Genomic DNA, 18,476 nt, shown 5'->3' on the forward strand with positions numbered 1-18,476 from the left:
GGCAGCCCCGCTCGCGCTGTCGACGCTGCGACCTCCGGCGCGGTCCCGCTCATGCGTTGGCGGTCGCGCGCAGCGCCGCGAGGAATTGCTGCACGACCGGAGAGCCTGCCTGGCCGTCATACACGAATTCGACGTCGAAGCGGCCGTCGAGCTCGTCAAGCGCGACCAGTCGCACCGTGCGCGGGCACGTAGGTGAAGTGCTTTCCGGCACGAACGCGTAGCCCATTCCGGCTGCGACGAGTCCGATGAGCGTCGGGATGTCGCTGCCGACCTGCGCGATGCGAGGCGTGAAGCCGGCCCGCCGGCACTGCTCGAGCAAGAACCGGTGATTCGCGGCGGACCGGAGCGGGTCGAACCAGACAAACGGCGCGCCTGCGAGTTCGGCCAGTTGACGGGGCGCGCGGGAGCGCTGGCCCGGCGTGGACAGCATCGCGAGCACGAACCGGTCGCGTAGCAGCCGCGTGCCTGACAAATGCGGCGCTTCATCCTGCCGCCACGCCATGATGCCGCCATCGAGATCGCCGCGTGCGATGGCCGTCGCCTGCTCGGCCGACAGCATTGGCGAGATGGACAGCATCACGTCCGGGCAGGCGTTCCGGAAGGCCTTGAGAACATTCGACACCACAGGCAATGGGAAATAGTTCGGCAGCACGCCGAGACGCAGTTCGCCGAGTTGGCCGGCCGCGCTGCGCAGCGCACGTTCTCGGCTGTCCTGCAGCTCGGCGAGCATGCGCGTAGCGTCCTGCAGGAAGCTCGCGCCGGCCGCTGTGAGCGCGATGCCCGTCGAGCGGCGGATCAACAGCGGGGTGCCGATCGCCTCCTCAAGCTCGCGGAGCTGGCGGGAAAGCGCGGGTTGCACAATCCCGATTGCGCGGGCGCCGGCCACCACACTGCCGGCTTCAGCGACGGCCACGAAGTAGCGTAGATGGCGCAACTCGACCTGTCGCATGCAGTGCCTGTCCGTTCCGTGGATATACCTGGAAGGTATAGCATGCTGCCTTGAATGGTATTGGGAAGTATGGGTGCCCCGGTTTAGGTTGGCCTGTGTCGTGACACCTGTCCGCGCGTCGCGGACGTTTGTCGCGCTCCTTCACATGCCACTCCATATCCAGACTCCCTACCTCCGTTCGCAAGCCGCGTCCCGCCGGCTCGGCAAAGACGTCCTGCTCAAGCTCGAGGCGATGCAGCCGTCCGGGTCGTTCAAGCTGCGCGGCGTCGGTGCGGTATGCGACGCGCGGCGCGCGGCAGGCGCCCGTCGTTTCGTGTCGTCTTCGGGCGGCAACGCGGGCATTGCGGTCGCCTATGCCGGTCGCGAGCTCGGTGTGCCCGTGCTCGTCGTTGTTCCGGAGAGCACGTCCGCGCGCGCACGCGAGCTGATCCGTCTTGAAGGCGCGGAGTTGATCGTCCATGGCGCTTCGTGGGCAGAGGCGAACACGTTCGCGCAATCCGTGATCGGCTCGCACGACGCGTTCGTACATCCCTTCGACGATCCGGTGCTGTGGCAGGGCCATTCAACGATGATCGACGAGATGGCGGCAGCCGGACCGAAACCGGACGCAGTCGTGCTGGCGGTTGGCGGCGGCGGGTTGCTGTGCGGGGTGCTCGAAGGGATGGCGCGCAACGGTTGGGGCGATGTGCCGGTCGTCGCGTCCGAGACCCAAGGCGCGGACTGCTATGCGCGTTCGGTCGCGCAGGGGCGACCTGTCGAATTGCCAGGGATTTCGAGCGTCGCCACGTCGCTCGGCGCGAAGAGGCCTTGTGACGCCGCGGTTGAGTGGGCGACGCGCCACGCGATCGACACCATCGTTGTGTCCGATGCGGCAGCCGTGGCGGCCTCCCTTCGGTTTCTCGACGAACACCGGATTCTGGTGGAGCCCGCGTGCGGGGCCGCGCTGGCCGCGCTCGACTCGGCGTCGTCGGCGCTTGCCGCCGCGTCACGCATCGCGGTGATCGTCTGCGGTGGCGTCACGGCTACGGTTGAGCATCTGCGGGCATTGGGCGGCCGGGAGCGATGAAAAGGTGGAGCCCTCTTCGGGGGATGTCACATCCCGCGGAGGACCGGTGTCTTCAGGCCGACGGCACCCGATGCTGACACCGGAGAAGACATGACCTCGACCAGGATTCCCCCCAAGGAACTCACCGGACTCCATGGCGCCATGGCGAAGTTGTTCGCCCGCAGGACGTTCGGCCGGGTCCCCAAGTCACTTGGCGTGATGTGGCACCACCTGCCGGTGCTCAAGGCCAGCATGGGCTTCGGGCAGAAGGTCCAGAAGTGGGACCAGTGCGATGAGAGCCTGAAGTCGTATGCGCACATGGTGGTGGCCTCGCTGGTGGGCTGCTCGTTCTGTCTGGACTTCAACTATTTCATGGCCCACAACCACGGGTTGGACGTGGCCAAGGCGCGGGAGATTCCGCGGTGGCGGGAGTCGGCCGTGTTCACCTCCCTGGAACGGGAGGTGCTGGAGTATGCCGAGGCGGTGAGCCAGACACCCCCCACGGTGACGGACGAGATGGTCGCGAGCCTGCGGGCGCAGCTGGGGGCCGCGGCGCTCATCGAGCTCACCACGGTGATCGGGTTCGCCAACCTGACGACCCGCTCCAACACCGCCCTGGGCATCGAGTCGGAGGGCTTCGCCGCCTCGTGTGGGCTGAAGCCGATGGCCCAGCCGAGCGCAAGGCTGGGGGAGGCGTCCGCGTCATGACGTCCTCGCCCGATGCGGCCGGCGCTCCGCCAGGCTCGGAGGACCTCTTCGTCACCCAGCGCAGCCTGCTCTTCACGATCGCGTACGAGATGCTCGGCTCCGCGGCCGACGCAGAGGACGTCGTGCAGGAGACCTGGCTGCGGTGGGCGGACATCGGTGATGCAAGCCGGGCGGAGGTGCGCGACCCGCGCAGCTACCTGGTCCGGATCGTCACCCGCCAGGCGCTCAACCGGCTGCGCACGCTCACCCGTCGCAAGGAGGAGTACGTCGGCGAATGGCTGCCCGAGCCGCTGCTCACCAGCCCCGATGTCGCCGAGGACCTCGCGCTCGCGGAGAGTGTTTCCATCGCGATGCTCACCGTGCTGGAGACCCTCACTCCGGCCGAGCGGGTGGTGTTCGTGCTCCGGGAGGTCTTCGACATGCCGTACGACGAGATTGCCCCGGCGCTCGACAAGACGCCCGCCGCCGTCCGGCAGATTGCCCACCGGGCGCGGGAACACGTGGCCGCACGTCGACCCCGGATGCAGGTCGGCCGGGCGGAGCAGCAGGCGGTCCTGGAGCGGTTCATGGCCGCGGTCAACTCCGGCGATTTGAAGAGCCTGCTCGACGTGCTCGCCCCCAACGTGGTGCTGGTCGCCGACGGCGGCGGCGTGGTGACGGCGGTCCGGACCCCGATTGTCGGCGGCGATCGCGTGGCCCGGCTCCTGTCCCGCTTCCCCACGCTCGCGCCTGGCGCCCGGATCGCGACCATGTGGCTCAACGGAGCGCCCTCGCTCCGTGTCGACATCGATGGAAACCTCGACACAGCAATCAGCGTCGTCGTCGAGAGCGGCCGGATCACCCGGATCTATGCCATGCGCAACCCTCAAAAGATGGGCCGGCTCGGCGAGCAGGTGGCGCTGAGCCGGTAGCGGCCCGAGGACTAGCTTGCATGCGTCGCCTTCTCGAAGCGGCGATCCGGCACCAGCCACATCAGCGCGGCCAGCACATAGATTGCCTCGGAGAAATACCCGTTGAAGAAGGCGCTGACGATGCCGGCCAGATAGAAGGCCGGTGAAATCTTGCCCTTGAAATCGCGCCCGACCGCCAGGGCCAGTGTCGACTGCTGGCCTTGCATCACCACCAGTCGGGTTTGCAACAGCCTCCAGGCGAAGGCGCTCATCAGGAGCACGAAGCCATAGAGCGCCAGCGGCACGGACGAGAAATGGTTTTCCCCCATCCAGCCGGTGGCGAAGGGGATCAGCGACAGCCAGAACAACAAGTGCAGGTTCGCCCACAGCACGCTGGCGGTGACATGGGTGATGGTGTGCAAGAGATGATGGTGGTTGTTCCAGTAGATGCCAATGTAGATGAAGCTGAGCACATAGCTGAGGAAGACGGGGATCAGCGGCTGCAGGTCGGCCAGTTGGCTGCCGTGCGGTACCTTGAGCTCCAGCACCATGATGGTGATGATGATGGCGATGACGCCGTCGCTGAACGCTTCCAGCCGGTGCTTGTCCATGCTTCCCCCCATGCACGCTTCGAGTCCGCTGGCCCAGGATAGGCGGAATGGGGGCCCGCTCGCATGCGGTCAGGTCCGCTCTGCAAGATGGTTCAAGGTGTCCATGTCCTCCGCGCTCAAGGTGAGTTCCGCACTGGCGAGGTTCTCCCGGAGGTGTGTGATTGACGACGTCCCCGGTATGAGAAGCACGTTGGGGGACCGGTGCAGGAGCCAGGCCAGCGCCACCTGCATCGGTGTCGCGCCCAACCGCGTGGCCACGTCGTTCAGCGTGCTCGACTGTAGCGGCGTGAAACCGCCCAGCGGGTAGAACGGCACGTAGGCCGTACCCATGGCGGCGAGCTGGTCGAGCAGGGCGTCGTCACTCCGGTGCGCCAGGTTGTAGTGGTTCTGCACGCAGACGATCTCGGCGACCTTGCGGCCCTCGGCGACCTGCGTCGGCGTGACGTTGCTCAAGCCGATGTGGCGGATGAGGCCTCGCTGCTGAAGCTCCGCGAGCGCGGTGAGCGGCGCCTCGATGGAGCCTTCCACCGGACCCGCGGCGCTGAACATTGCTCGGAAGTTCACGACATCGAGCACCTCGAGCCCGAGATTGCGCAGGTTGTCGTGGACCGCGCGTTCGAGGTCAGCGGGGGAGAACGCAGGCTCCCACGAACCGTTGGGCCCGCGGACCGCGCCGACCTTCGTGGCGATCACCAGACCGTCGCGAAACGGGTGCAGCGCCTCACGGATGAGCTGGTTGGTCACGTGGGGGCCGTAGATGTCACTGGTGTCCAGATGGTCGACGCCCTGGGCGATGGCCTCTTGCAGCACCGCGACCGCCGCCTTGCGGTCCCTGGGCGGGCCGAAGACGCCGGGGCCGGAGAGCTGCATCGCGCCGTAACCCACGCGGCGAACGGTGTGTGTGCCAATGCGATAGCTTTTGGAGATGTGATTGTGGGCCACGGCGGGGCTCCTTCGTTGTTCGAGGTTGCCCACTCATTTACGCAAGGAATCACTGCGCGACTATCGGTGGCAATCCGCACAGGTCGTGCGAAAATCCGCACGGTGATGGATGACCTCTCTGATCTCACGGCGTTCCTGGCGGTCGCTCGCGAGGGCGGATTTCGCAGCGCGGCTCGCGCGTCTGGCACGAGCGCCTCCCGTTTGGGTGATGCGATCCGCCGCCTTGAGTCCCGTCTGGGCGTTCGCCTGCTCAACAGGAACACGCGCAGCGTGACGCCGACGGACGCGGGGGCGCGTTTGCTCGAACGGCTCACTCCAGCGCTGGGTGAGGTGCGGTCCGCGCTGGACGTGGTGAACACCTTCCGTGACCGGCCCGCGGGGCGCTTGAGGCTCAATGTGCCCATCGCCGCCGCGCGCCTCATCCTCCCTCGCATCGTGCAGCCGTTCCTCGCGAAGTACCCCGACATCTCCATGGAGGTGACCGCCGAAGAGCGGCTCATCGACGTGGTCGCGGAAGGCTATGACGCCGGGATCCGCTACGAGGAGCGCCTCGAGCAGGACATGGTGGCGGTGCCCATCGGGCCACGCACGCAGCGTTACGCGGCGGCCGCCTCGCCCGCATACCTCGAGCGTCGGGGCCGGCCGAAGCATCCTCGCGAGCTGCTCGAACACGACTGCCTGCGCGGGCGCCTGCTGAGTGGACCGGTGTATGCGTGGGAGTTTGAACGTCGTGGAGAGACGATCCACGTCGAACCCAAAGGGCCGCTGCTCTTCAGCCTCAACACGAGCACCGACCTCGCCGTGGAGTCCGCGGTCGCGGGCGGTGGAATCGTCTATCTGCTGGAGGATTGGCTGCGCCCCTACATCAACCGGGGAGAACTGGAGCCCGTGCTCGAACGGTGGTGGCCGAGCTTCTCGGGGCCCTTCCTCTACTATTCAGGCCGGAAGCACCTGCCGGTGCCGCTGCGCACGTTCGTCGACTTCATCAAGGCGACACCGTGGAGCTGACATTCAAAACAGTCGCTGGCGGCCTGGAGGCCTGGCGCGAGGCTGCGCGGCGCGCCGTTCTTCCGGAGCCGCCTCGCCAACGTCGAGGTGCGTCCGCAGCCAGTGTGCCATGGCTTCCGCCTGCTCCTCGCGGAGGAAGGAGTCGATGGTTTCCCGGCGCGCTTCGCCGTCGGCGGTGACGTGTTCGAGCGTGAGAGGGTAGCGGTTGACGCTTCCCCGTTGGTTCCCGCGAACCGGCGGGTCGACGCGGATCGCCCGCACGTCGCGCCACCGTAGGTCGAGCCGGTGCTTCCGTCCGGAGACGGGCGGCAGGGAAAGACTGCGCGCCTGGACGTGGAGGCGCAGATCGTAGCGCCCGGCCTTCCGCCATGCGCTCGACAGCCGTCCGGTGAGCACACCGCAGGCGATGACGACCCCCCAGGCCCCCACGCCCACAATCGCCGGTGCGTTGTGTCCCCCGGTGACTCCTCCGAGCACGCCGCAAAGGAAGGCGGAGCCACCCAAGGCCAGGAACACCCAGATGGTGGTCCCCATCTCCGTGAGCGTCACGCACTCGCTGCCGTCCTCCCGGAAGTAGGTGGGCACGAGCGGCGGCTCTGGCCTCCAGTTTCGCGACGCCATGATCCACGGCCAGATTGCCAGCAGATTGAAGGGCAGCAGGAACATGAGCATGAACAGCTCCGCGCTCCCCGGGCCCGGCTGCAATACCGCCTCCGAGGGCTGAGCGGGGCGGTAGTACACGGGGATGGTGGCCCCCACGGGGTAGCGCGTCACCAGCGCCTCCACCGGCTCGAGGTCCCCCGTACTCCAGGCGTACAAGCGGCGCTTGCCGCCCTCATGGGACTGTCCGTCGACGGAGTAGGTGTAGGCCAGCTTCAGGCGATAGGTGGTGCTCTTGTTCGAGCGCACCGTCTCCACCTCGCTCCGGGTGATGGTGCCCTGCACGGTCGGCCAGCTCGTGGACTGCGCCTGGAGGACCGCGGTGGATACGACGAAGAAATCCACGGTCAACATGCCGGCGGTCAGCGGCAACAGGACCAGGAGCCACAAGACGGAGGATGTCGCGCGAGAAGACATGGCCCCAATCTACAGGGCGGCTCCGGAATGAACGAAGCGGCCTCTCCTTGACGCACTCCTGATGCCGCGAACAAATTCTGGCCGGGCACAGCGCCTTCCCATGGGCGGTCGAAGACGAGGGGTTCTCGGTGCGCATCCTGAAATGGCTCTTGGGTGGCGTGGCCTTGTTGCTGGGCGGGGCGTTCGTCTGGGGCAGGCAGCATGTGAGCGCGGCGCTGCACCAGGGCGTGGAGAAGCTCACCGGAGGAACGCTGATGGCGGAGTTCTTCGATGTGCGCCGGCCATTCGTGCCATTCGCCAATGCCTCAGGCGCAGTCTGAGCGAGGACAGACCGTGGAAATCCGACACCTCTCCGCACCCGCCTGGTCGGCGTTCAAGGCCTGGCTGCTCAAGTTGCACGGCGTTCCCATCTCCCACCTCCGGCTCCTGACCGGGGGCTGTCCGGCGGAGGAGCTGCCCGCGCTCGCGAAGGAGCTCAAGCGCGTGCGGGCCGACTTCAAGAAGCGCCCCAACGAGGTCTCGGCCCCCGCGGACGAACGCCTCCGGAAGGACTACGCGGCGCTCGGTGTGCCCTGGTCCGCGTGGAGCGAGGTGGCGAGCGAGGTCCAGCGCGACCTGAAGCGCAAGCGGTACGCGCGCTGGACGGGGGCGGATGCGCTCGAGTTCCCCGAGGGGCCTTCCGCCGGGGATCTGGTGACCGTCTTGTTGTTCGGAGGCGTGGAGCAGGCGCGAGCGCATCTGCTGCGCCGCGCGTCGCTCGCCGCGGGCTCGATCGAGGCGCTGTGGTGCCGCTGGCTGGCGGGTGAGCCGCTCGAACCCGAAACGCTGCGCTCGTTCGCGGGGGCTCCGGAGCAACTCGCGGAGCCCCTCTACACTCCAGGCATCGAGGAGGTGCTGCCGCTGTTCTTCGTCGAGCCCGACCCCGCACGCGCCGAGCGGGCGCTGGAGGTCGCCTCGGCCCAGATGGGCTCGTCCCGGTCGCAACCGTTGATGGACTTCCTGCGCTCCTTGCTCGGCTTGTGGCGTCAGGACACTCCGGTGGAGGAGGTGAGGGCGCGCTTCGATGCGTATGTCGCGACCGTCCCGCCCTCCGATGTCGCAAATCTGACCGCGCCCGCCTATCTGTATGGCCGATACATCGAGGCACTCCCTCCGCACACGCTGCTGGAACAGGTGGGCTCGCGTCTCGAGCGCATCGCCGTGCCGGCCCGGGTTGCCGATGTCCCGCCCGTCATGGAGGCCCTCGCCGCGCTCGAGGAGTTGACGACCCTGGGCCTGGGCCTCCGCGTGGAGCAGCGGCCCGGGGATGTCCTCCTGTCCGCACAGGAGCCGGAGACTGGGGGCGGGGACGAGTTCCTGTAGCGCTGCCGTCTGCGATTGGCGTCAGCCGGAACGGGTGGACTGTCGTCACCGTGAAAGGCTTGTAATGTCCTCTCAACTTGTCGCGCCGCCGCACATGGTGGGCGGTGGCGCGCGGGCCCCGTGAGGAACATGAAAAAGACATTCGTGATGGCTGTCGTGATGGGCGCGGCGATGGTGACAGGCTGTGGTGGCGCGGAGAATCCGTCTCCAGAGCCCCGGGGGCACGTCGCTACCACCGGACAGGCGCTCCTCTCCCCGGAGCTCGAGGCGTCGCTCTCTTGCGTGCAGGGCTACGTCAACGCGGGGACCTGCGATTGGGCGCACTGGAGCGAATTCTGGGAAACGTGCCAGACCTACGAGCACCCGGAGCTCGAGGACGGTCTCTTCCTCGATGAGGTACAGGCAGGACGCTGTACGTCCGCCAACTGGCCCACGTTGCGCGCTCAGCTCATCGCTTCCCGTGCGCCGCGCGTCCGCGTGCGCGAGGCCTGCGACGGCGACTCCTCGGTGATGCAGGAAGCCGAGCTTGACGGCTGCTACACACTCGGTGGCGCGGAGGCTTCCTACGTCGATGTTCCGTTTGGCAAGACCGTGACGCTCCACGCTGGCGCGGGCTGCACCGGCGAATCGACGGTCGTCCAATCCGACACGAACCTCTGCGAAACCCCGTTCCCGAGCGGCACTGGCACGAACGACAACGTGCGGTCGTTCCGGGTTCAGTCCGCCGACGAGGAGACGTCGTTGGCCAGCTACGTCTGTGCCGCCAACGAGCCGACTTGCGTCAGGAATTTCAACAGGAAGCTGGGCGCGATCAACACGACGCACACGGCCAAGGTCGTCCGCGTCGTCTTCGATGGGCGCGAAACCCCCTTGATCGCGACAGGCCGGGGCAACATCCAGGCGATGTATGACTTCTTCGCCGTGGCGTCGCACGGTCAGGTGCGCCTGAGATTCCTCAACACGGATCAAACAGTGAGGGTGACGAGCAGCGATTGTGCGACGGCGAAGGGCCAGGCCATGAAGGGCAGCACCTCGAACGCGTTCCTGAACGTGTTCCTCATGCCCAAGGGGATGTGCTCGGTCTCGCGTGCCACCGGGCACCGCATCTTCCTCAATGACGGCCTGATGCGGACCTACTACCACGAGACCGGACACATCCTCGGCCTCGCGCACGGCAATCGGCTGGATGCGACTGGCGCTGTCGATGCCTACGGCGACTCGAGCACGAACATGGGCAGTACTCCGGCGGACAACTACAACCTCCCGCAACTCCACTGGCTGGGTTGGACGAAGAAGGCGGAGCTGGTCAAGGTCAACCCGGCGATCGAAGCCGGTGGATCGATTGACATCATGCTCCGGCCGGTGGACAGCAACGCCGAAAACGTCAGCTCCCTGCCGTTGGGCGCCGTCTGGGAAATCCCCAACTCCGACAAGCGGCTGTTCGTCGCCGTGCCGAAGTCACGCGTCAACAGCGTGAACCAGATTGGCGGTGGCGCTGTGTTCGTGTACAGCGCACCCAAGTGCGAGGGATGCACGGGCATGGCGATGGGCACGATGCAGGTCGGGCGGTTTGGCCCGAAGGCGATCGTCAGCAACATCGCCAGCGACCTCCTCATCACACCGGTGAGCTACGCGAGCCAGCAAATCCTGGTGAATGGGGTCAGCACCGAGGTGTTCACCTCCGTCACACTGCGCATCAAGCGGTCGGCTCCGACGGTGCTGACTCCGGCGGCTGGCTCGGTGACGAGCGACACCACGCCCACCTACAGCGGAAAGACGGAGGCCGGCTTCTCCGTCGCGATCATCGTGGATGGCGTCAAGGTGGGCACCACCAAGGCCACCGCCGAGGGCACCTGGAGCTTCACTCCCACCAAGGCGCTGGCGCGGGGAACGCACACGGTGAAGGCCTGGGCGACGGATGCGGCGGGCAATAAAGGCAACAGCTTCGCCCCTCAGACCTTCACCGTGGCCGCCTCCGGCTGAAGTCAAGTCGCCCGCGGCGGGCCGAACCATCGGGTCAGGGCCTCACTCAGACCCTGACCCGTGCCCGCCCCGACCCACGCGACGTGTCCGTCCGGTCGAATCAGCACCGCGGCGGGCGCAGTGACGGCGCCGAGCACCGGGAGCTCCCACGCCCCCGTGTAGCGAGCAGTGACGCTCCGAACCCGGTCCGCCCAGGGCGTGACGTCGAGCGTGCCGGGCTCGCCCAGGTCGAGCAGCACGGGCCGCGCGTCGTGCAACAGGTGGAACACGCGCCGGGGGCCGTCGGCGGTGACCAGGTCGAGGTCTGGCATGCGGCGCCCGAGCTGCGGGTGTCCGTTGCCCAGGTCGTAGTGGACGTCCAGCCCCGACATCATCGCCGCGTACTCCTTGCGTGGCCCGTCCATCCGCAGCAACTCAGACAGCGTCTCGCGCACGGCGTCCATGCGCGCGTCACCGCGGCTCAGCGCGGTCTGCGCCATGGTCTTGCGCAGCGCACGGGCCGCGACGGGGTGCCGCTCGGCCTGGTACGTGTCGAGCAGGTTCTCCGGCGAGACGCCGCGCACGACCTGGGCCAGCTTCCACCCCAGGTTCACGGCGTCCTGCACGCCGAGGTTGAGCCCCTGTCCGCCCATGGGCGAGTGCACGTGGGCCGCGTCGCCGGCCAGGAGCACGCGCCGGTCCCGGTAGGACGCTGCCTGCCGCGTCATGTCGGTGAACCTGGAGAGGTACGTGGCGCCGCGCAGGCCGTAGTCCGTCCCGTAGAGCGCGACGAGTCCCTCGCGCAGAGTCCCGAGGGTCGGCGCGTCGCCCGTGCAGACCTGCTCCTCTCTCAGCACGACGCCCACGCGTCCGTCTTCCAGCTTGCCCATGGCGTAGGTGCCCTTCTCGTCCCGGCGGATGCCGAACGACGGCGCTCCGGTCATCTCGACCTCGGCGATGAGGTAGCTGATGGACGCGTCCCACCCCGGAAACCCGATGCCCGCCTGCTTGCGGACGAGGCTGCGACCCCCGTCGCACCCGACGAGGTACTTCGCCCGCAACGCGCGGCCGTCGGACACCGCGACGTCGACGCCGGTGTCGTCCTGCGCGAAGCCCGTCACCTCGCACCCACGGTAGGTGGGCACCGCCAGCTCGGCCACCCACTCCGCCAGGATGCGCTCGAAGCGCTCCTGCAAGAGCGCGAGCCCATGGTTGTGACGCGTCGGGAAGTCGCTGAGGTCCAGGGGCGCCTGCCCGAACGCGACGTTCTGGACCGCTTGCCCTTGCGAGGTGAAGCGCTCGGCGACCCCGCGCTGGTCGAGCACCTCCAGGCTGCGCGCGTGCAGGCCCCGCGCGCGAGATCCGGCGACCTCCTGACTGGCGCGCCGCTCGACGATGGCCACGTCCACCTGCGCCAACGCCAGCTCCGCCGCCAGCATCAGCCCGGTCGGGCCTCCTCCAGCAATCACCACCGCGTGCTGTGTCACCACGTCCGTGTGCATCTCTCCGACCTCCCGCTCGTGGACCGAAACGGGCGATGGTGGAGCATGGCCGGGGGGGCTTGCGGCAACACCCGGGGTCTGGCATTTGCTGGCTGTGGAAAGAGCGGAGAGGGCTGCCGAGGCGAACCCGAGCCCGTGCCCGAATCAGGGTGGCCGTGGTTTGCTTTCAACCCGTCCCTGCGGGGTTGGGCTTGTCATCAACTCCTCGCACGCCACGGCCCACGCACGCTTGCCAGGGTAGAACGCCTCGTGGAGGTACGCCCAACTTGGGGCCCGGGCTCGCTGTGGCGGGTCGACGTGAACGGCACGAATGCCATTGAGCTCGGGCAGCGCCAGGAACCTGGGGCTGGCCTGGATGCCGGCGGAGTCGCCACGGCGCCCCTTCCGCTCCCCGAGGTTTGATGCTCTGGGGGAGTGGGGAGCGCGTGGCCTACGGATGCTTCACTCCGGCGTGACCTTGAGCAGCTTGCCGTTGGTGGCGTCGGTGAGCAGGTAGAGGGCGCCTTCGGGGCCCTGCACCACCTCGCGGATGCGCGCGTTCAGGTTCTTGAGGAGGTGCTCCTCGCCCACCACGCGGTCATTGCGCACCATGAGCCGCACCAGCGTCTGGGCGGCCAGGCCGCCGATGAACATGTTGTTCCGCCACTCGGGGAACAGGGTCCCGGAGTAGATGGCCATCCCGGAGGGCGCGATCACCGGGTCCCAGTAGTACACGGGCTGCTCCATGCCCGGAGCCTGGGTGCTCTGGTGGATGGGCGCGCCGGAGTACTCCTCGCCATACCCGATGGTGGGCCAGCCGTAGTCCTTGCCCGCCTCGGGGCGGTTCACCTCGTCACCTCCCTGCGGCCCCATCTCCACCGTCCACAGCCGGTTCTGGCTGTCGAGCGCCGCGGACAGGACGTTGCGGTGACCGATGGACCAGATCTCCGGCTTCGCCTCCGGGTTGTTCAGGTACGGGTTGTCCTGGGGGACGCTGCCGTCGGGATTGATGCGGACGATCTTGCCGAAGTGGCTCTTCACGTCCTGGGCCTGGACACGGCCCGCGAGGATGGAGCGCTCCCCGAGCGTGACGAACAGCTTGCCGTCCGGGGTGAACACCATCCGTCCCCCGGAGTGCAGCGTCGACTCGAGCGTGGGCATCATGCGGAAGATGACCTGGACGTTCTCCACGCGAGGCTGCGCTCCGTCCACCAGCCGCGCGCGCGCCACCGCCAGCCCGTTGCCGCCCGTGCGGGGCTCGGTATAGGTCCAGTAGATGCGCCCGCTCTCGGCGTAGTCCGGGCCCACCTCCACGTCGAGCAAGCCGCCCTGACCGCGCGCGTCCACGGCGGGCAGGCCGCTGACGGCGGGGGACTTCGCGCCCTGCTGCGTGACGATGTAGAGCGAGCCGGTGGCCTTCTCCGTCACCAGCATGCGCTGGTCCGGCAGGAAGGCGATGGCCCAGGGGTTCCTGAAGCCCGAGGCAATCTCGGTGACCTGGAAGGGCGTCTTCGTCTGGATGGCGGGGACGCGCGTCTGCCCGGGGAAGGCCGGCGTGTTTTCAGGCACGTTGGGCGGGCCCCGCGGAACCGGGGGGCCGCTGGGGAGCGGATCTTCCGGGACGCCCGCGTCTTCAGTGACGCCCGCGTCTTCAGTGACGCCCGCGTCTTCAGTGACGCCCGCGTCCTGTTGGGGAACGCCCGAGTCCTGCTGCGTGACGCCCGAGTCCTGGGGTGTGGGTTCTGGATCCTCCTGGCAACCGACCAGGAGGGTGGCGACGATGAGGGACGTTGTCAGGATGCGCATTCGACTCACTCCAGAGGGGGAAAAGGAGGAAGGGTTGAACATCTCGTTCTTCGGGTCGACTGGGAAGGGCGCGTTACGACGGGTGGTGGTGGTGGACATCCGACTGCGCGTCCCTACACTCCGCGGGCACTGCGACCCTTCGCGGGTCGGAAAGGACGAAGTGAAGACGATGAGGAACCCGCTTTTCGGCTGTATGGCCTCCGCGCTCATGACCCTGGCGGCGACGCCCGCGCTGGCTCAGCTCCAACTGCCGGCCCCCAGTCCCGCGGCGAAGGTGTCGCAGGCGGTGGGTGTCTCCGAAATCTCCGTCGAATATTCCAGCCCCGGAGTGAAGGGCCGGAAGGTCTGGGGCGAGCTGGTCCCCAATGACAAGGCGTGGCGCAGCGGCGCCAACGCGGCGACGAAGATTACGTTCAGCCACCCTGTCACCTTTGGCGACAAGGCCGTCCCGGCCGGCTCCTATGCCATCGTCAGCCTGCCCTCGCAGAAGGGCTGGAAGGTGATGCTGAACACGGACCTGGGCCTGTGGCGCGGCGCCGCGCCCTATGACGCCTCCAAGGACGTGGCCTCGGTGAGCGCCACCACCGCGGCGATTCCGGCGCGCGAGCGCCTGACGTACCTCTTCACCGACACCACGGACACCGGCACGCGGCTGGACCTGGAGTGGGAGAAGCTGCGCGTCTCCGTGCCCATCACGGTGGACACCGCCGCCTTCGCGAAGGCCAATATCGAGCAGGCGGAGAAGAGCGCGGCCAGCATGCACGCGAGCGCGGCCTCCTACCTGTCGGGCACCCCCCAGGACCTTCCCGCCGCGCTGAAGCACGCCGACGCGGCCGTGGCCGCCAACCCCACGTGGTACGCCCATTGGACTCGCGCGAACGTCCTGTCGCAGATGGGCAAGTACGCCGAGGCCCGCAAGGCCGCGCAGACCGCGTGGGACCTGGGGCAGAAGGACAAGAACTTCTACGCCCGTGATCAGGTCACCCAGTCGCTGGCGGAGTGGAAGAACAAGAAGTAGCCCGCTTTCGCTCCCGGGGCCCCTCAGCGACCGAGGGGCTCCGTCAGGAGCCGGCGGTAGAGCGCCTCGTAGCGGTCGATGGCGGGGGCCATCTGGAAGTGCTCCAGGACCCGCGCCCGCGCGCGGTGTGAGAAGCCCCGCCAGCGCTCCGCGTCCTCGACCAGCGTGAGCACGTGCCGGGCCATGGCGGGGACATCCCCCAGCGGCGCCAGGAAGCCCGTCTCTCCGTGCGTGACAAGCTCTGGGATTCCGCCCAGGTCGCTGGCCACCACGGGAATGCCGCAGCTCAGCGCCTCCAGCGCGGCGAGCCCGAAGCTCTCCTGCTCGCTGGGGAGCAGGAAGACGTCGGAGGCGGCGATCAGCTCCTCGAAGCGGTCCTGCTTGCCGAGGAACGCGACGTGGGCCTCCAGGCCCATCTCCCGCAGCATCCGCTCCGCGGGCGAGCGCTCTGGGCCGTCTCCCACCATCACCAACCGGCAGGGACGGCGGCGGTGGACTTCCGTGAAGATGGAGACCACGTCGACGATGCGCTTCACCGGCCGGAAGTTGGAGACGTGGATGAGCACCGGCTCGTGGTCTTGCAGGGCCGGGAAGAGCGCGCGCAGGCTGGCGCGGTCGCGTACCGGGGCGAAGCGCGCGGTGTCCGCGAAGTTGGCGATGACGTCGATGGGGACGTTCTCGGGGATGTCGAAGCCCCGCCACGTCGCGCGGCGCAGGTAGGCCGACGGCACCGTCACCGCGTCGCTGCGCATGATGGAGAAGCGCGTAATCGGCAGGTAGCTGGGGTCGATTCCCACCAGCGTGGTGTCCGTCCCGTGCAGCGTGGTGACGACGCGCGGTGCCCTGGGGCCCAGCACCTCGCGCGCCATCCACGCGGCGGTGGCGTGCGGCACCGCGTAGTGGACGTGCAGGATGTCCAGGCGCTCGTAGCTGGCGACCTCGATCATCTTGGAGGCCAGCGCGATGGGATAGGTGCTGGACTGCTGGAGCGCCGGGTAGTCGCTCTCCGTCACCTCGTGGAAGACGACCTTCCGGTTCGCGCCATGGAGCCGGACCGGCAGGTCCCGGGCGATGAAGTGGACGCGGTGGCCCCGGTCCGCCATCGCGAGGCCAATCTCCGTGGCGACCATGCCGCTGCCACCGAACGTCGGAAAGCAGGTGATGGCCACGTTGAGCGGGGCGTTCATGGGCGTGCTGGGAAGAACAGGGGCCGGGCGAAGCTATTCCTTCGGAAGTGGTCGAGCGGGTCGGCCAGTCCCAGCGCCTCGCGGAGGATGTAGGGCTCGCCGTGGGTGACGCCAATCTGCGCGCCATGGAAGCGGTCCCGGGCTTCCAGCGAGGACAGCGACAGCGGTGAGCCCACCAGCGTGGGCGGCGCGTCCGGGCGGGGCATCACCTGGCTGGCGTAGCAGTGCACCGCCGCGAGCTTGCGCTCGTAGACGGCGGAGACGTCGATGATGACGCCAGGCTCGGCCAGGTGCCGCAGCGGATAGTAGAGGACCTGCCGAGGTGTGAAGGGCTCCGCGGCGGGCTGCGCGTCGAACTTGCGCACGCCCGCGAAGAAGAGGGCGCGCGTCACCAGCGCGCTGGCCGCCTCGTGGTCCGGGTGTCGCTCCTGCTCCCAGGGCACGACGACCAGCTCCGGACGCAGGCGGCGCAGCGCCTCCACCACGCGGACCACGGCGGCGGTGCGGGCGCGCTCGGGCTCGGGCGTGTCGAAGCCCGCCCATGGATTGAGCCAGCCGTCTGGCAGCTCCAGGTTCTCCCGGTGGGCCAGCCCCAGCGCGCGGGTGGCGGCTTCTGTCTCCTCCGCGCGGGATTGCGGCGTGCCGCGCGAGCTCTTCTCGCCGCGCGTCAGGTCGACGATGCCGGTGCGGTAGCCGCGGGCGGCCATGCTCGCCATCAGCCCGCCGCAGAACAGCTCCACGTCATCCGGGTGTGGGCCAAACGCGAGGACGTCGATGTCGTAGGCGGTGTTGGTCGCGCTCATGGCGTCAGGTCCTTCGAGTCACCGGAGAAGGGGACACACGCGTCCAGCACCTGCTTCGTGAAGGCACGTGTCCCGATGCGGCAGGCGAAGTAGGGCAGCCCCAGGACACGCTCCTGGGGCGCGTCCTCCGGGAAGAGGAACGTGCGCAGGCGGTCCACCTGTCCGGCCGCCGTGGCATCGCGCCGGGCGAGCGCGCGGCGGTAGCGGCCCGCCAGCCGGGACACCGCGACCCGCACCGTGCCCTGGGTGCGGCGCAGCGCGTCCTGGAGGCTCGCGTCCACCGCCGACACCTGTCCGGCGACGCGCTCCAGCTCGGAAGAGAATGCGTTGAAGAGGCGGGCCTCCAGGGACTCGGGTGTCTCCACCGGCTCCGGGGCATCCCGCGTGGCCAGCCGCGTGAGCAGCGTGTCGCGCGGCACGTTCACCTCATCCGGCTGGAGCCCCACCTTGCCCAGCCACCGGCGCGCGCGGTCATCGAGCACGCGGAAGCGGGCCCGGGGAATGGCGAGCGGCATCGGCTGGCCCGCGTGGGCGTAGAGCGGCGCCAGTTGCGCGAAGTAGGCCAGCTCGCCCGGGCCGCCGACATACGCCGCCGTGGGGAGCCAGGTGTCCTGGAGGAAGGGGCGCAGCAGCGCGGACGTGGTGAAGCGCAGCGGTTCACGCTCCAGGGCGGCGTGCAGCGCGTCCTGGGGGATGGCGCTGCCTTCCGGGTGGCCCACCAGACTCCAGGCGCCTGCTTCCGCCGGATCCAGCCGGTAGCGCGGGCCATCGAGCGCATCCGGTGAGAAGAAGCTGAGCGGCGAGCCGGGGCGGACGTGGACCTGCACCGCGTAGCCCGCGCGGGTGAGCGCCTCCGCGCGGGCCGCGAGCACCGCGGAGAGTGTTCCCGCTTCCTGGAGGGCGAAGCGATGCACGGGCGCGGCCAGTGGCGCCAGCCGTGCGTCTCTCGGGTCGAGGAAGACCAGGCCCTCGTCGGCGAAGAGGGACGACAGCACGTCGGTGAAGGCACCCGCGAGCGTGGCTTCGGGACGGTAGGCCTGCTCCAGCAGGGAGAGGAACTCCTCCGCGTGGGGCTCTGCTCCCAGCTCGGCGCGGAGGGTGGCCAGGGCGGGGAGGACGCTCGGGCCCAGGTGGCGGTGGGCGATGGGCGCTCGAGACGTTGCCGCATCTGGAAGCTCGAGCGCCAGGCGACAGGGCCCTTTGCCCGGGCGTGGGATGACACAGTGGTCGATCTCCGGAAGGTCGTGGTCCTCCGTCTGGAGCCAGAAGACGGGAACGCAGGGCCGGCCGGTTTCTTCCTGGAGCGCGCGCGCCGTGACGATGGCGGACGCGGCTTTGTAGAGCGTGTACAGCGGGCCCAGGAAGAGGCCCATCTGCTGTCCCGTCACCACCGCCACGGTGCCGGGCCGCGCGAGCAGCGCGAGGTTTCGCTCCCGGGCGGGACTCGGCGCGAGGCGCGCGTTCTGCGCGGCGAGGACGTCCAGCAGCGCGGGCGACACCGTGCGCGACGCGGCGGCGGCCACGGCCCGGGCGCGCGCTTCACGGTGCCGATAGTCATCCGAAAGAAAGGAGAGCGCGGACGCATCTCCGCGAAGCCACGCGGTCGAGAAGGAGGACGTCACGGCCT

The 18,476-nt window shown here is 68.6% G+C and carries 17 protein-coding genes; 8 read left to right on the plus strand and 9 right to left on the minus strand.

Annotation, left to right across the window (positions count from 1 at the left end; genetic code table 11):
• Positions 1–49: 49 nt before the first annotated feature.
• Positions 50–949: a LysR family transcriptional regulator gene (locus tag D7X99_RS12955; protein WP_121778071.1), complete on the minus strand. Its 900-nt coding sequence runs from the start codon at positions 947–949 to the stop codon at positions 50–52.
• 145 nt (positions 950–1,094) lie between these two features.
• Here D7X99_RS12955 and D7X99_RS12960 point away from each other — a divergent pair, with 145 nt between their 5' ends.
• From D7X99_RS12960 to D7X99_RS12970, 3 genes are all read left to right on the plus strand, one after another.
• Positions 1,095–2,015 (plus strand): pyridoxal-phosphate dependent enzyme, encoded by a 921-nt coding sequence (locus D7X99_RS12960; protein WP_121778115.1) that lies wholly within the window; start codon positions 1,095–1,097, stop codon positions 2,013–2,015.
• A 90-nt stretch (positions 2,016–2,105) separates the two neighbouring features.
• Entirely contained in the window at positions 2,106–2,702 is a 597-nt protein-coding gene (locus D7X99_RS12965) for a carboxymuconolactone decarboxylase family protein (protein ID WP_121778072.1), read from the plus strand.
• Positions 2,699–3,613 carry an RNA polymerase sigma-70 factor gene (locus D7X99_RS12970; protein WP_121778073.1) on the plus strand — a complete coding sequence of 305 codons (915 nt, stop codon included), beginning with the start codon at positions 2,699–2,701 and terminating at the stop codon, positions 3,611–3,613. Before D7X99_RS12965 ends, D7X99_RS12970 begins: the two co-directional genes overlap by 4 nt.
• A gap of 11 nt (positions 3,614–3,624) precedes the next feature.
• On the opposite strand, the gene D7X99_RS12975 is transcribed toward D7X99_RS12970, so the two are convergent.
• Positions 3,625–4,203 carry a TMEM175 family protein gene (locus D7X99_RS12975; protein WP_169824449.1) on the minus strand — a complete coding sequence of 193 codons (579 nt, stop codon included), beginning with the start codon at positions 4,201–4,203 and terminating at the stop codon, positions 3,625–3,627.
• Between the two features lie 69 nt (positions 4,204–4,272).
• The gene (locus D7X99_RS12980) at positions 4,273–5,145 is read right to left on the minus strand and encodes an aldo/keto reductase family oxidoreductase (protein WP_121778075.1); all 873 of its coding nucleotides are present in this window, start codon (positions 5,143–5,145) and stop codon (positions 4,273–4,275) included.
• Positions 5,146–5,250: 105 nt separating this feature from the next.
• On the opposite strand from D7X99_RS12980, the gene D7X99_RS12985 reads away from it, so the two are divergent.
• Positions 5,251–6,153 (plus strand): LysR family transcriptional regulator, encoded by a 903-nt coding sequence (locus tag D7X99_RS12985; RefSeq protein WP_171805192.1) that lies wholly within the window; start codon positions 5,251–5,253, stop codon positions 6,151–6,153.
• A gap of 3 nt (positions 6,154–6,156) precedes the next feature.
• Here D7X99_RS12985 and D7X99_RS12990 read toward each other — a convergent pair whose 3' ends face one another.
• The gene (locus D7X99_RS12990) at positions 6,157–7,230 is read right to left on the minus strand and encodes a DUF3592 domain-containing protein (RefSeq protein WP_121778077.1); all 1,074 of its coding nucleotides are present in this window, start codon (positions 7,228–7,230) and stop codon (positions 6,157–6,159) included.
• Between the two features lie 128 nt (positions 7,231–7,358).
• Here D7X99_RS12990 and D7X99_RS12995 point away from each other — a divergent pair, with 128 nt between their 5' ends.
• From D7X99_RS12995 to D7X99_RS43665, 3 genes are all read left to right on the plus strand, one after another.
• A complete protein-coding gene (locus D7X99_RS12995) occupies positions 7,359–7,550 on the plus strand; it encodes a hypothetical protein (protein WP_121778078.1) in 192 nt (63 codons plus the stop codon).
• Positions 7,551–7,563: 13 nt separating this feature from the next.
• A complete protein-coding gene (locus tag D7X99_RS13000) occupies positions 7,564–8,592 on the plus strand; it encodes a hypothetical protein (RefSeq protein ID WP_121778079.1) in 1,029 nt (342 codons plus the stop codon).
• Between the two features lie 282 nt (positions 8,593–8,874).
• Positions 8,875–10,575: an Ig-like domain-containing protein gene (locus D7X99_RS43665; RefSeq protein ID WP_233613344.1), complete on the plus strand. Its 1,701-nt coding sequence runs from the start codon at positions 8,875–8,877 to the stop codon at positions 10,573–10,575.
• Between the two features lie 2 nt (positions 10,576–10,577).
• Here D7X99_RS43665 and D7X99_RS13010 read toward each other — a convergent pair whose 3' ends face one another.
• Positions 10,578–12,056 carry an FAD-dependent monooxygenase gene (locus D7X99_RS13010; protein WP_121778080.1) on the minus strand — a complete coding sequence of 493 codons (1,479 nt, stop codon included), beginning with the start codon at positions 12,054–12,056 and terminating at the stop codon, positions 10,578–10,580.
• A 441-nt stretch (positions 12,057–12,497) separates the two neighbouring features.
• On the minus strand, positions 12,498–13,841 hold the full coding sequence (locus tag D7X99_RS13020) for a PQQ-dependent sugar dehydrogenase (protein ID WP_121778081.1): 1,344 nt from the start codon (positions 13,839–13,841) through the stop codon (positions 12,498–12,500).
• A gap of 160 nt (positions 13,842–14,001) precedes the next feature.
• On the opposite strand from D7X99_RS13020, the gene D7X99_RS13025 reads away from it, so the two are divergent.
• Positions 14,002–14,859 (plus strand): DUF2911 domain-containing protein, encoded by an 858-nt coding sequence (locus D7X99_RS13025; protein ID WP_121778082.1) that lies wholly within the window; start codon positions 14,002–14,004, stop codon positions 14,857–14,859.
• Positions 14,860–14,882: 23 nt separating this feature from the next.
• Here D7X99_RS13025 and bshA read toward each other — a convergent pair whose 3' ends face one another.
• From bshA to bshC, 3 genes are read right to left on the minus strand one after another with little or no spacing between them, the layout of a single operon-like run.
• A complete protein-coding gene (bshA, locus tag D7X99_RS13030) occupies positions 14,883–16,046 on the minus strand; it encodes an N-acetyl-alpha-D-glucosaminyl L-malate synthase BshA (protein ID WP_121778083.1) in 1,164 nt (387 codons plus the stop codon).
• A complete protein-coding gene (gene bshB1, locus D7X99_RS13035; protein WP_121778084.1) occupies positions 16,043–16,849 on the minus strand; it encodes a bacillithiol biosynthesis deacetylase BshB1 in 807 nt (268 codons plus the stop codon). Before bshB1 ends, bshA begins: the two co-directional genes overlap by 4 nt.
• The gene (gene bshC, locus D7X99_RS13040) at positions 16,846–18,471 is read right to left on the minus strand and encodes a bacillithiol biosynthesis cysteine-adding enzyme BshC (RefSeq protein ID WP_121778085.1); all 1,626 of its coding nucleotides are present in this window, start codon (positions 18,469–18,471) and stop codon (positions 16,846–16,848) included. Before bshC ends, bshB1 begins: the two co-directional genes overlap by 4 nt.
• Positions 18,472–18,476 lie beyond the last annotated feature (5 nt).

The organism is Corallococcus sp. AB032C (assembly GCF_003668935.1).
Lineage (GTDB): Bacteria > Myxococcota > Myxococcia > Myxococcales > Myxococcaceae > Corallococcus > Corallococcus exiguus.